The 11,555-nt window shown below is 75.5% G+C and carries 12 protein-coding genes and 1 pseudogene; 8 read left to right on the forward strand and 5 right to left on the reverse strand.

All coding sequences use genetic code 11. The features are described 5' to 3' along the window. Positions 1-289: 289 nt before the first annotated feature. Entirely contained in the window at positions 290-1,735 is a 1,446-nt protein-coding gene (locus ACFV0G_RS23970; protein ID WP_380551470.1) for an ATP-binding protein, read from the reverse strand. A gap of 275 nt (positions 1,736-2,010) precedes the next feature. On the opposite strand from ACFV0G_RS23970, the gene ACFV0G_RS23975 reads away from it, so the two are divergent. After that, entirely contained in the window at positions 2,011-2,961 is a 951-nt protein-coding gene (locus ACFV0G_RS23975; RefSeq protein ID WP_380551473.1) for a terpene cyclase, read from the forward strand. Between the two features lie 200 nt (positions 2,962-3,161). Here ACFV0G_RS23975 and ACFV0G_RS23980 read toward each other — a convergent pair whose 3' ends face one another. Continuing rightward, positions 3,162-3,587: a DUF6325 family protein gene (locus tag ACFV0G_RS23980; RefSeq protein ID WP_380551476.1), complete on the reverse strand. Its 426-nt coding sequence runs from the start codon at positions 3,585-3,587 to the stop codon at positions 3,162-3,164. Positions 3,588-3,751: 164 nt separating this feature from the next. Between ACFV0G_RS23980 and ACFV0G_RS23985 the strand changes: the two genes are divergently transcribed. The 4 genes and pseudogenes from ACFV0G_RS23985 to ACFV0G_RS24000 all read left to right on the forward strand — a co-directional run bounded on the left by ACFV0G_RS23985 (position 3,752) and on the right by ACFV0G_RS24000 (position 6,146). Continuing rightward, positions 3,752-4,075 carry a nuclear transport factor 2 family protein gene (locus ACFV0G_RS23985; protein WP_380551479.1) on the forward strand — a complete coding sequence of 108 codons (324 nt, stop codon included), beginning with the start codon at positions 3,752-3,754 and terminating at the stop codon, positions 4,073-4,075. A gap of 168 nt (positions 4,076-4,243) precedes the next feature. Continuing rightward, a pseudogene (locus ACFV0G_RS23990) lies at positions 4,244-4,757 on the forward strand (LacI family DNA-binding transcriptional regulator); the annotation flags it as partial. An 87-nt stretch (positions 4,758-4,844) separates the two neighbouring features. After that, positions 4,845-5,060 carry a helix-turn-helix transcriptional regulator gene (locus ACFV0G_RS23995; protein ID WP_380551503.1) on the forward strand — a complete coding sequence of 72 codons (216 nt, stop codon included), beginning with the start codon at positions 4,845-4,847 and terminating at the stop codon, positions 5,058-5,060. A 111-nt stretch (positions 5,061-5,171) separates the two neighbouring features. After that, the gene (locus tag ACFV0G_RS24000) at positions 5,172-6,146 is read left to right on the forward strand and encodes an acetylxylan esterase (RefSeq protein ID WP_380551482.1); all 975 of its coding nucleotides are present in this window, start codon (positions 5,172-5,174) and stop codon (positions 6,144-6,146) included. Positions 6,147-6,213: 67 nt separating this feature from the next. Here the strand turns inward: ACFV0G_RS24000 and ACFV0G_RS24005 are convergent, their stop codons facing one another. Continuing rightward, the gene (locus tag ACFV0G_RS24005; RefSeq protein ID WP_380551485.1) at positions 6,214-7,440 is read right to left on the reverse strand and encodes a serine hydrolase domain-containing protein; all 1,227 of its coding nucleotides are present in this window, start codon (positions 7,438-7,440) and stop codon (positions 6,214-6,216) included. Positions 7,441-7,538: 98 nt separating this feature from the next. Here ACFV0G_RS24005 and ACFV0G_RS24010 point away from each other — a divergent pair, with 98 nt between their 5' ends. Continuing rightward, the gene (locus tag ACFV0G_RS24010) at positions 7,539-8,048 is read left to right on the forward strand and encodes an NUDIX hydrolase (protein ID WP_380551488.1); all 510 of its coding nucleotides are present in this window, start codon (positions 7,539-7,541) and stop codon (positions 8,046-8,048) included. Here the strand turns inward: ACFV0G_RS24010 and ACFV0G_RS24015 are convergent. Both ACFV0G_RS24015 and ACFV0G_RS24020 read right to left on the reverse strand, forming a co-directional pair. Next, positions 8,024-8,647, reverse strand: a complete 624-nt coding sequence (locus tag ACFV0G_RS24015) for a cytochrome b/b6 domain-containing protein (RefSeq protein WP_380551491.1) — start codon at positions 8,645-8,647, stop codon at positions 8,024-8,026. The genes ACFV0G_RS24010 and ACFV0G_RS24015 overlap by 25 nt on opposite strands. Further along, a complete protein-coding gene (locus ACFV0G_RS24020; protein ID WP_380551500.1) occupies positions 8,631-9,368 on the reverse strand; it encodes a molybdopterin-dependent oxidoreductase in 738 nt (245 codons plus the stop codon). Before ACFV0G_RS24020 ends, ACFV0G_RS24015 begins: the two co-directional genes overlap by 17 nt. Positions 9,369-9,457: 89 nt before the next feature. Between ACFV0G_RS24020 and ACFV0G_RS24025 the strand changes: the two genes are divergently transcribed. Both ACFV0G_RS24025 and ACFV0G_RS24030 read left to right on the forward strand, forming a co-directional pair. Next, complete coding sequence (locus tag ACFV0G_RS24025) at positions 9,458-10,249, forward strand: TetR/AcrR family transcriptional regulator (RefSeq protein ID WP_380551494.1); 792 nt, start codon at positions 9,458-9,460, stop codon at positions 10,247-10,249. Positions 10,250-10,337: 88 nt separating this feature from the next. After that, a partial coding sequence (locus tag ACFV0G_RS24030) for a hypothetical protein (protein WP_380551497.1) occupies positions 10,338-11,555 on the forward strand: 1,218 nt, incomplete at its 3' end.

Here is an 11,555-nt window from a genome sequence, read left to right on the forward strand (position 1 = left end):
CCGCACGGCGGTGCTCCGCCGTGCGGGGCCCCGGTCGGCCACCGGGCGGCCGACACCTGCTCAGTCCCCCTTGCGGGGCTCCTCGTCGGAGTCGTCGTCGAGCAGCTCGTCCGCGGCGCGCTGCGGCTGCTCGGGCAGCCCCAGTGCGGCCGCCAGGCCCTCCGGACCGGTGCCCGCCTTGCGGTGCACGGCGGCCAGCCGGCGGTGCACCAGGCTCAGCGGCAGCCGCAGCCGGTCGGCGATCTCCTGCGGCGCCAGGCCCTGGACGGCGAGCTGGGCGACCTCCCACTCAGCCGGGCTGAGCGCCTCCTTGGTCAGCGTGCGCAGCCGGTTGGGGCGCGAGTTGGCCAGGTCGAGCTCGTGCCGGGCGCGGGTGAGCAGGCCGTCCGCGCCGCAGCTCTGGGCGAGTTCGATCGCCTGGTAGAGGTACTCCTCGGCGTCCACCAGGCGGCCGCCGCGGCGCAGCGCGGCACCGAGGTCGACCAGGGCGTGGGCGTGCTCGTGGCCGGCCGGGGACTGGCCGAGCGCGGTCACCGCCTCCTCCAGCAGTTCGACGGCGCGCGGGCCCTCGTGGACGGCGGCCTGCAGGCGCAGCGCGGCGCCGATCGCGGACGGGGTGCCGAAGGTGCGGGCGCGGGTGGACGAACTCCAGGCGGCCGTTGGGCTGGCTGGTGAGGACGCGCTGCTTGCGGAGCTTGCGCACCGAGTCGTCGGCCTGGTCGGGGCCCTGGCCGGCGATGGTGGCGGCGAGCGGCTGGCGGATGTCGGTGCCGAGCAGGGCGCAGGCCCAGGCGAAGTGCAGCGTGGTCGGGCCGAGCTTGTCGAGCCAGTGCTGGAGGGTCTCGCCGCGGGCGGCGGCGGCGAGGTCGTGGAGCTCCCGGGCGTTCTCCTCGCTCGCCTCCAGGCCCTGGTCGCGGACCTCGCGCAGCAGCGCGCCGATGTCGAACGGGATGCCGCCGGTGACGGCCCAGACCTGGCGGCAGAAGGCGTCGTCGGCGTGCTCGCCGAGTTCGGCGCGGACGATGTCGGCGACGGTGTCGGGGGTGAGCCGGCGCAGTTCGTGCCGGTACCGGGCGATGCCCTCGATCTGCTGGCGCAGCAGCTGTGCGGGGTGGTCGAACTCGTCGCGGTAGGCGAGGACGAGGAGCACGGGGAGTTCGCGGGAGCGGACGGCGAAGGAGGCGAGCCAGCCGAGCGACTCCTGGTCGGCCCAGTGCAGGTCGTCGACCACCAGCACCAGCGGCGCGAACCGCGGGGCGAGCTGGGTGAAGACGAAGTCGAGGCCGTCGCGGACGCCCTGGGGGTCGAGGGGTTCGAGCTCGTCGGAGGGCGGGACGAGGCCGATGGCGGGGCCGACGATGCCGTACCAGCCACCGAAGACCTCGTTGCGCTCGTTCGCGGAGAGGGCGCCGAGGACGGGCTGCAGGAGCTGGCGCAGCACGTGGAACGGCTCGTTGCGCTGGCGCTCACCGCCTCGGGCGAACAGCACGGTGCACTTGGGGCGCAGGCCCGCGAGCCGGCGGACCTGGTCGAGGAGGGAGGTCTTGCCCATGCCGCCGGGGCCGGAGAAGAGCAGGACCTCGCCGATCTCGGTGCCGCCGGCTGCGAACTTGCGGCAGAGTCGGGAGACCGCGTGCTCCGCGGCGTCGAGTTCGGCCTCGCGTTCGTGCAGCGGACGCTCCGTCGGCGTGGTTCCCGGTGTCTGCCCGCCCCGCCCGTTCTGATCTGACGACACGCCACGCCCTCCGCCGTTCGGTTCTTGTTCCGTTCCCGACACTAGCGCCGCCGGGGGCGCCCGCGGGCGGCATTCGCGCAGGCCGGGCGGGATCGTAGGGTTGGCGGGGGATGCCAAGGGCAAATGCCCTGGTACGCATGCCATCTGATGATCCGATGGGATACCCTTCGGGCCCGGATGGCACAGTTGATCTTCCGCTCTTGCGCACGCACATCGAGGTACCGCACGACGTACGGCCCATGCACCGAACCTACAGCCACAGCGCTGGGAGCACGATGTCCGACGACACCACAATCGTCCTGCCCTTCCCCCACCAGCGAAGCCCCCACCACTCCCTCGCCGCGCGCCACCACCGCGACTGGCTGGACCGGCACCGCGCCCTCGCCGCGGTGGCCGACGAGACCGCTTACGGCCACTGGGAGGTCGCGGAGCTCGCGGCACTCAGCTACCCCGCCGCGGGCCCCGAGGACCTCGGCCTGGCCGCCGACCTGCTCGGATTCTTCTTCCTCTTCGACGACCAGTTCGACTCGGAACTCGGGCGCCGCCCGACCGAGGTGTCCCGGATCTGCGACCGGCTCACCGAGATCGTGCACGGCGCGCTGCCGCAGGGCACCTCCGACGTGGAGCGGGCCTTCGCCGACCTCTGGCGGCGCTCCACCTCCGGCATGCCCGCGCGCTGGCGGGCGCGCGCCGCGGCCAACTGGGAGTGGTACTTCGCCAGCCATCCGGCCGAGGCGGGCGGACGGCGGGGCGGCCGGATACCGGACCGGGAGAGCTATCTGATGCTCCGCCGGGGGACGGCCGCCATGGAGACCATCTTCGACATGGTCGAACGGCTCGGCGGCTTCACCGTCCCGCCCTCGGTGCTGCATCATCCACTGCTCAGACGGATCCGCCAACTGGCGGCCGACATCCCCTCGTTCAGCAATGACGTGCGCTCCTACCCGCTGGAGGCGCCGCGCGGCGACGTCTACAACCTGGTGCTGATCGTCCAGCGCGAACGCGGCTGCCCGGCCGAGGAGGCGTGCGCCGTGGTGCTCGGCGAGGCCCAGGTCATGGTCGACACCTACGCCGGCCTGCTCGCCCGGCTGCCGGACGCCTGCGCCGAACTCGAACTGGACGACGAACAGCTCGGCATCGCGCAGCGCTACACCGACGGCATCTCCGCCTGGCTGGCGGGCTACCTGTTGTGGGAGCGCCGGACGGGCCGCTACCGCACCGGGTGACCGATGATGCACCCACCGTAGCGGACGGGGCGCGAGAGGACCAGGGTCCCCGGGCTACCGGTGCGGGGATTTCCGGCAGGCGTGCAGCACACCCGGCGCGCCGGGCGCGGCGCCCGTCTGCCGGAGCCCCCGCCCGCGGAGTCCGCCACCGCCGCCGCGCCGCCGGCCGCCCGGTCCGCCGGCGGCGCAGCGGCCCGCGGTCAGCCCTCGCCGCGCCTCACCTCGGCCGCCCGCAGGGCCGCCTCCAGCCGCTCCGGCGGGATCCGCACCCCGCAGGCGATCCGCCCGCCCACCACCCGCAGCGCCTCCTCGGCGGCCCGCGCCCACAGGTGCTCGATCAGCACCAGGACCGCGACGCTGCCGGGCGCCAGCAGGCCGCCGGCCTCCCGGGCGTCCTCCGGGCCGATCAGCGGGAGCTCGTGGCCGCCGGCCGCGGCCACCCCCCGCAGGTGCTCCACCTCCCCCAGCTCCGTGTAGCCGATCCCGCCGTCGGCGTGCCGGGTGACCACCAGCGAGTCGACCACCCGGATGTCGCCGGCGGTGCGCAGGGTGCCGAGCACCCGGGCGGCCTCGGCCGTGATGGTCTCCTGCGGGAACGCCAGGACGATCAGTTCGGCCGGCCCCATCCGCGACTCCCTCCGGTGCGTCGGCTCCTCGGACGTGATCAAAGCACGGCCCCGGCCGTCCGCCGGGGAGGCGGGGCGCGGACGGACCAGGGCCGCTGGCGGGCGGCCCGGCGCCGTGGTCTCTGGGAGGCACGGCACCGTGCCGTGGAATGAGGAGCACTCCGATGACCATCCCCGTAGCGAAGCTGTCCAATCCCGCCGTCCGGGCGCTGGTGGGCGCCATCAACAGCGGCGACCCGACCGCCTTCTTCGCGGCGCTGACGACGGACGCCACGATGTCCGACGACGGCTCGGACCGGCCGCTGGCCGCCTGGGCCGACCGGGAGATCTTCTCCTCGCGCGGCCACATGGACGTGCAGGCCGAGAAGGACGGCGGCCTCGCGCTGATCGCCAACTACCGCAACGACACGTGGGGCGAGATGAAGACCAGCTGGCGGTTCACCGTGGAGGGCGGCCAGGTGAGCCGCTTCGAGACCGGCCAGGCCTGACCTCCCGGGAGCCTCCGGCTCGCACTGGTGAAGCGCTTCGACACCGGGTCTGGACACAGCCCAGCTGCCTCTCCAGGCTCTCCCGGCAGGACAGCATCGAGCCGCACAGCAGACATTGTCGAAGCGCTTCACCACCGCGCCCGGCAAGGTCGCGAGATGGAGCACCGGATGGTCACGCTCGCCCAGGTCGCCCGGCACGCCGGGGTGTCCCCGAGCACGGTCTCGTACGTCATCAGCGGCAAGCGGTCCGTCTCCCAGGACACCCGGCTGCGGGTGGAGCGCAGCATCGCCGAGCTCGGCCACCACCCGCACGCGGGGCCCCGGGCGCTGGCCAGCAACCGGTCCGACGTCATCGCGCTGATGATCCCGCTGCGCACATGTTCGTGCCCGTGATGATGGGGATCGCCATCGCCATCACCACCACCGCCCGCCGGTTCGGCCACGACGTCCTGCTGCTCACCAGCGAGGAGGGGCCGTCCGCGGTGAAGCGGATCGCCGCCAGCGGGCTGGCCGACGCGACGATCCCGATGGACGTCGCACTGGAGGACGAGCGGATCCCGCTGCTGCGGCAGACCGGGGCGGCCGCCGCCCTGCTCGGGCTCCCCGCCGACCCCGCCGGCCTGACCTGCGTCGACCTCGACCTCGAGGCCACCTGGCCGACCTCGGACACCGCGAGGTTGCCTGCGCGACGACGCCCGGCCGCCTGAACCGCGGGCGGACCCCCGCGGCCCGGCCGGTACCGGCCCAGCACGCGCCGTGCCCGCAGCCGGTGCCGCAGGCCCGGCGCACCGCCGCCGGACTGCCGGTGCCCGAGGAGCACCGGGTGCTGCTGCTCGCCGAGGGTCTGCCGCTGGACGCCGTCGCCCGCCGGCTGTCCACCTCCAGCCGGACGCTGCGCCGCCGGATCCGGGTGCTGTGCGACCGGATCGGGGTCCGCACCCCGCTCCAGGCCGCCGTCTGGGCGGCGCGCCGGGGCCTGATCTGACCCCGAGGGGGTAGGCAGTGCCACGGCCGGCCGCCGCCGCGCCCGGCCGGCCTTTGACCGACCGGCGGATGCAGACTGCCGGTACCGACTGCCGATTGCCGAGGAGCACGCGTGCCGCTGACCGACCTGCCCTACGAGGACCTGCTGCAGTACCGGCCCGAGCCGGCCGCGCCGGAGGGACTGGACGCCTTCTGGACGGCCACCCTGGCACAGGCCCGGGAGGCGGCCGGCGAGGCCCGGGTGGTGCCCGTGGCCGATGCGCTGCTGCCCGCGTTCGAGGTCTTCGACGTGCGCTTCCCCGGGTACGGCGGCGAGCCGGTGGCCGGCTGGCTGCTGGTGCCGCGCGGCGCCGAGGGGCCGCTGCCGGCCGTGGTCGAGTTCCTGGGGTACAGCCAGGGCCGGGGGCTGCCGCTGGAGCGGCTGGTGTTCCCGGCGGCCGGCTACGCCTACCTGGTCATGGACACCCGCGGCCAGGGCCACGACACCCCGGACCCGCACCCCGGCGACCCGCAGTGGTACGCCGGCCTGATGACCCGCGGCGTGGAGTCGCCGGAGCGGTACTACTACCGCCGGCTGTACACCGACGCGGTCCGCGCGGTGGACTTCGTCCGCGCCCTGCCGCAGGTCGACGCCGACCGGGTGGTGGTGGCCGGCGGCAGCCAGGGCGGCGGGCTGGCGCTGGCGGCGGCCGCGCTGGCGGACGGCTCGGTGGCGGCGGCGCTGGTGGACGTGCCGTTCCTGCAGCACTTCCGGCGGGCGGTGGAGATCGCCGTGGCCGGGCCGTACCCGGAGATCGCCGAGTACCTGCGGCTGCACAGTCCGGAGCGGGTCGAGCGGACCTTCGCCACGCTCGACCACTTCGACGGCCTGCAGCTGGCGCCGCGGGCGGGTGCGCCCGCGCTGTTCAGCGTCGGCCTGATGGACCCGGTCTGCCCGCCGTCCACGGTCTTCGCCTCGTACCACCGCTACGGCGGGCCCAAGGAGATCGAGGTGTGGCGGTTCGGCGACCACGGCGGCGGGCTGGCCCCGCAGCGCCGCCGCCAGCTGGAGTGGCTGCGCGACCGCGGGCTCGCGCCGAAGGCCTGAGCGGACGGCCCGCCCGGGCGGTGCACGGATCGCCGGGCGGTTGCCGGGCCACGCGAGTGACGGACCGTCAGGCGGCCAGGCAGGAGCGGACGGCGGCGATCAGGCTCCGGGAGCGGATGTCGCCGGTGACCCCGGGCTGCATGCCGTTGGTGACGTAGCCGAAGCCGATGCCCAGCTCGGGGTCGGCGAACCCCAGCGAGCCGCCGCGGCCGGGGTGGCCGAAGCTGGCGGGCGAGGCCATCGGCGAGGTGGCGCCGTGCCGGAAGAAGCCGTGGCCGAAGGTGGTGTTGATGATCAGCACCCGGTCCGGGCCGCTGACCGCCGGGCCCATCGCCTCCTTCAGCACCTCGGGGCCCAGCAGGGCCGGCAGCCGCTCGCCGGGCGCGCCGCCGTGCCGGTCGGCGGCGCCGATCAGCGCGGCGTAGAAGCGGGCCACCGAGCGGGCCGTGCCGATGCCGCCCGCGCCGGGCACCTCGGCGGCCTGCACCGCCGGGTCGTTGAGGTCGACGTTGGCGCGGACGGCGGCGAACGCCCGGGCGGTCAGCGAGTTGTGGTCCTGGTAGGCGCGGACCACGTTCGCCTTCGGACGGACCTTCATCCCGTTCGGCCCGGCCTGTGCGGCCGCCGGGGCGGGCAGGTCGACCAGTCGGCCGACCCTCGGCCCGGCACCCGCCGGGAGGCCGATCCACAGGTCGAGGCCGAGCGGCCGGGCGATCTCCTCCGCCAGGTAGTGGCCGATGCTGCGGCCGCTCGCCCGGCGGACGACCTCGCCGACCAGCCAGCCGAAGGTGTACGGGTGGTAGCCGTGCGCGGTGCCCGGCTCCCAGGCCGGGGCCTGCGCGGCGACCGCGGCCGCCGCGGTCTCCCAGGTGAGCAGGTCCTCCAGGCGCAGCGGCACGTCCAGCACGGGCAGCCCGGCCTGGTGGGAGAGCAGCCAGCGGACGGGGACCCGGCCCTTGCCCTCGGCGGCGAACTCCGGCCAGTAGGAGGCGGCCGGGGCGTCCAGGTCGAGCTCGCCCCGCTGGACGAGGTGGAGTGCGGTGGCGGCGGTCAGGCCCTTGGTGACCGAGCGCAGCACCTGCGCGGTGTCGGCCGTCCACGGCACCGCCGGGGCCGGCCGGCCGCCGACCTCGGGCCGGGCGTCGCCGCCCCACAGGTCGACCACCTTGCGGCCGTCGGCGTACAGCGCGAACGCCGCGCCCAACTCGCCGTACTCGCGGAAGTTGCGCTCGAAGGCCTCCCGCACCGGTTCGAAGCCCGCCGCCGTCTCGCCCCAGATCTCCACCGCTGCCACTGCCCGCCGCCTCGCCCGTGCCGTCCACGCGTTCGATCTTTCCGTTCGAACGATAGCCGGGTGATCGACGGGACGCCGACTCGGTAGCGTGGTGCACCATGACGAACCCCGCTGAGGAACTGCTGGACGTGGTCGACGCGCAGGACCGCGTGATCGGCACCGCGCCGCGGCGCGAGGTCTACCGGCAGGGCCTCACCCACCGCTGCGTCTTCATCCTCGTCCGCGACCCCCAGGACCGGATCTTCGTGCACCGGCGGACCGACACCAAGCTGTTCGCGCCGGGCGCCCACGACTGCTTCGTCGGCGGGGTGGTCGGCTCCGGCGAGACCTACGCCGAGGCCGCGGTGCGGGAGGCCGAGGAGGAGCTCGGGGTGAGCGGGATCGAGACCGTCCCGCTGTTCCGCTTCCTGTTCGAGCAGGACGGCCTGTCGTGGTTCTGCGACATGCACGAGGCGCGCTGGGACGGACCGGTCTCGCCGCAGGTCGAGGAGGTCGCCTGGTACGCCTGGCTCACCGCGGACGAGCTCGCCGAGCGGCTCGCGGAGTGGGACTTCGTGCCGGACGGGCGCGAGGCCTACCGCCGCTACCTGGAGTTCTCCGTCTCCTGAGGCTCCCAGTCGGGGTGCTCGCGGGCCGCCCACAGCGGGTCGACGCGGCCCGTGCGCATCCCGCGGCGGGCCTCCGGGTCGCGCACCGCCATCCAGATGTGGCCGCCCACCACCACGGCGACCGCCGCCGCCAGCCAGTCGTGGACGAAGGTCGCGCCCGTCCGCCAGACCAGCGGCGCGAGGTGGGTGAACCACATCAGCAGCCCGGTGCCGATCATCACCAGGGCGGCGCCCGCGATCCACGCCGCGTACAGCTTCTGCCCCGCGTTGAACTTGCCGGCCGGGCGGCGGAAGGAGCGGCGCAGCACGGCCCGCACCCACTGCCGGTCCGCCGCGGTGAAGCAGTTGAGCCTGACCAGGTCGGCGCGCAGCGCCCGGGAGGCCAGGCCGAGCAGCAGCGGCACGGGCAGCATCAGGCCGGCCCACTCGTGCACCACGACGACCAGGCGGCGCCGGCCGACCAGCTCGGAGAGCGGCCCGTAGTACAGCATCAGGGCGGTGGCCAGGCAGACCAGCATCAGGCCCGCGGTCGCCCGGTGCACCCAGCGCTCGGCCCTGGCGAACCGGGGCCACCGCCCGTCGTCAGCTCGTCGGGGCATCGTCGCGTCCGTTGGAGCGGCCGACCCAGGCGTCGACGTCATAGCCGTAGTCCTCCCAGTACCCGGGTCTGACGGCGGGCGTGACGGTGATGCCCGACAGCCACTTCGCCGACTTGTAGAAGTACATCGGCGCCACGTAGAGGCGCACCGGCCCGCCGTGGGCGTGCCCGACCGGCCGGTCCTGCATCCGCAGCGCGACCAGGACGTCGTCGCGGCGGGCCTGCTCCAGGGTGAGGCTCTCGCTGTACGCACCGTCGAAGCAGGTGAAGCGGACGGCGGTCGCCCCCTTCCGAACGCCCGCGGCCTCCAGCAGCCGGGAGAGCCGGACGCCCTCGAACGGCGTCGCCGGGACCCGCCAGCCGGTCACGCACTGGACGTCGCGGACGATCCGGGTCTGCTCCATGGCCATCAGGTCCGCGAGCCGGTAGGTCGCCGGCCGGTCGACCAGGCCGTCCACGGTCAGCGTGTAGTCGGCCGGGCCGCGCTCGGGCACCGAGTCGGCCACCGAGTAGTAGCGGAAGCCGCCGCCACCGGGCAGCAGGTCCGCCAGCCCGGTCGGGTCCTTGCTGGTCACCGCCTCGACGGCGCGCTGCAGGTACGGCCCGGCGGCGATCCCGGCGGCGCCCAGGCCCAGCATGCCGAGCACCACGCGGCGCCCGACCGGCGTACCGGAGGTTTCGTTCACCCCTCGATTCGACCACTCCGGCGGGCCGCTGACCAGGGCCGACCCGGGTCCGTCAGACTTTCGTCAGCTCTTGCGCCGCCCGCCCTGGCTGCCGCGGGGCGCCGCCGAGCAATTAGGGTGACGCCATGGTTTCCCGCACGCCGTCGCCGGCGACCCGGTCGGAGGATCCGCCGAGGCCCGCGGAGAAGGCGCCGCGGCGCCGGCTCAGCGTGGACGAGCGGCGGGAGCAGCTGATCGGGGTCGCGCTGGAGCTGTTCAGCCGGCGCCCGCCGGAGGAGGTGTCGATCGACGACATCGCCGCGGCCGCCGGCGCCTCCCGGCCGCTGGTCTACCACTACTTCCCCGGCAAGCAGGCGATCTACGAGGAGTCGCTGCGCCGGGCCGGCCGGGAGCTGACCGGCCGGTTCGAGGAGCCCGCCGAGGGCCCGCTCTCCGAGCGGCTGCTGCGGGTGATGGGCCGCTACCTGGACTTCGTGGAGAGCCACGGCCCGGGCTTCGAGGCGCTGCTGCGCGGCGGCTCGGTGGCGGCCAGCCCCGGCACCAACGCGGTGATCGACGAGGTGCGGCGGGCCGCCCAGGAGCAGATCCTGCGGCACCTCGCGCTGTCCCGGACGAGCCCGGGGGTGCGCCGCACCGTCCGGGCGTGGATCGCCAACGCGGAGATATCCTCCCTCGACTGGCTGTCCGAACGGGCCGTCCCCCGCGAGGAGTTGCAGGTCCAGCTGGTGCAGGAGCTGGTCGCCGCACTGGCCCTGACGGCGTCCCGGGAGCCTGCGCTCGCGGTGGAGTTCGCGGCGTTCTTCGCCGACGAGGGACCGGACGGGCCCTCCGGCGCACTGGTGCGCGACCTCGCCGGGCTGCTCGCGGTGCCCGGGATCGGCGACACCCTGACCCGGCTGGCGCTCGGCGAGGGCTGACCGCCCGGCGGTCCGGCCGCCCGGCATGTCCACCGCTTCTGATAGAAAGTGGACGGATTTTTCCACCGGGAGCGAGGGGGCTCGGGCCATGACACTGGACGGCTTCGCAGGCGCGGAGCGGATCGCGGCGACACTCGACGTACTGGCCGATGCGCTGGTGGACGGGCGGGCGACGCACTATCCGCTGGACGCCCTCACCGCCTTCCGCCGCGACGCGCATCCGGCCGCCGACGCCCTGTTCGGGCTGCGGCTCGGCACGGGCGGCGGCCCGGGCGTCCTGACGGTCCGTGGGCTCGGCACGGTGGTCGCGGGCAGCACCGCCCGGCCCGCCGAGTCGGCCGCCGGCGCCGATCAGGCCCTGGTCGCGCGGTACGGCGCGGGCACGGTCCGCGGGGTGCCGGTCGGCCCTGACGCCCCGTCGGGCGACGGTGCGTCCGCGGCCGCCAGGTTCCGGCTGCCGGTGCGGCCGGACGCCGCGGACGCGGCACCGCGCCCGGCCTTCACGGCTCCGCTCGCCGCCTTCGCCTCGGCCCGCCCCGCCCTGGACCCGGAGGAGCTGTCCACCGGCTCCGGCGTCGAGGCCCGGCTGGTGGTGCCGTCGGCGTTCCACCCGCTGACCGCCCGCGGCGGCGGCGCGGCCGTGGCGGCGCACCTCGCCGAGGTCGCCGAGGAGGTGTTCGCCGGCGGCGACGCGGCGGCGCGCCGCGACTGGTCGGTACTGGCCGCCTCGCTCGCCGACGAGGCCACGGCCGCCGGGGTGCTCTACGCCGGACTGTCCGCACTGCGCACCGACGACCGGACCAGCCACGCCTCGCTGGTGGTCTCGCTCGGCCGCGCGTCCGGCCCGGCCGACGAGCTGGCCCACCGGCTGGCCGACTCCCGTCCGCAGGCCGAGGTCTGGACGGTCATGCTGCCGGCCGGGCCCGCGGCGCTGCTGGTCGAGCCCCGGGTGGCGACCGTCCCGGCGGCGCTCGCCGCCGACGGCCTGCCCCGCCAGGTGGTCGGTGCGGCCGCCGTCGCGGTGCTGCCGACGCCGGACGGCGCCACCGCGCTGACGCTCCAGCTGAGCACCGCGCAGACCGAGGACTGGGAGCTCTACACGGGCGTCTTCGCCGAGATCCTGCAGAGCGTGCAGCTCGGCTGGGACGGCGTGAGCGCGGCCCCGGCCGCCGGGCGAGCCGCAGAGCCGGTGACCGCCGAACCGGTGGCCGCCGAGCCCGTGCCGGCGCCGCCCGTGGCGGTCGGGGCGCCGGCGCCCGTGGCCGCGCCCGCCCCGGTGCCGGCCCCCGCCCCCGCCGCCCCGGAG

The sequence above is a fragment of the Kitasatospora sp. NPDC059571 genome (genome assembly GCF_042735675.1).
Lineage (GTDB): Bacteria > Actinomycetota > Actinomycetes > Streptomycetales > Streptomycetaceae > Kitasatospora.

Bases quoted from the DNA above. Each gene is read 5' to 3' on its own strand.
- ACFV0G_RS23975 (WP_380551473.1), top strand. From the start codon at position 2,011: ATGTCCGACGACACCACAATCGTCCTGCCCTTCCCCCACCAGCGAAGC.
- ACFV0G_RS24025 (WP_380551494.1), top strand. From the start codon at position 9,458: ATGGTTTCCCGCACGCCGTCGCCGGCGACCCGGTCGGAGGATCCGCCG.
- ACFV0G_RS24015 (WP_380551491.1), bottom strand. From the start codon at position 8,647: ATGCCCCGACGAGCTGACGACGGGCGGTGGCCCCGGTTCGCCAGGGCC.
- ACFV0G_RS23985 (WP_380551479.1), top strand. From the start codon at position 3,752: ATGACCATCCCCGTAGCGAAGCTGTCCAATCCCGCCGTCCGGGCGCTG.
- ACFV0G_RS23980 (WP_380551476.1), bottom strand. From the start codon at position 3,587: ATGGGGCCGGCCGAACTGATCGTCCTGGCGTTCCCGCAGGAGACCATC.
- ACFV0G_RS24010 (WP_380551488.1), top strand. From the start codon at position 7,539: ATGACGAACCCCGCTGAGGAACTGCTGGACGTGGTCGACGCGCAGGAC.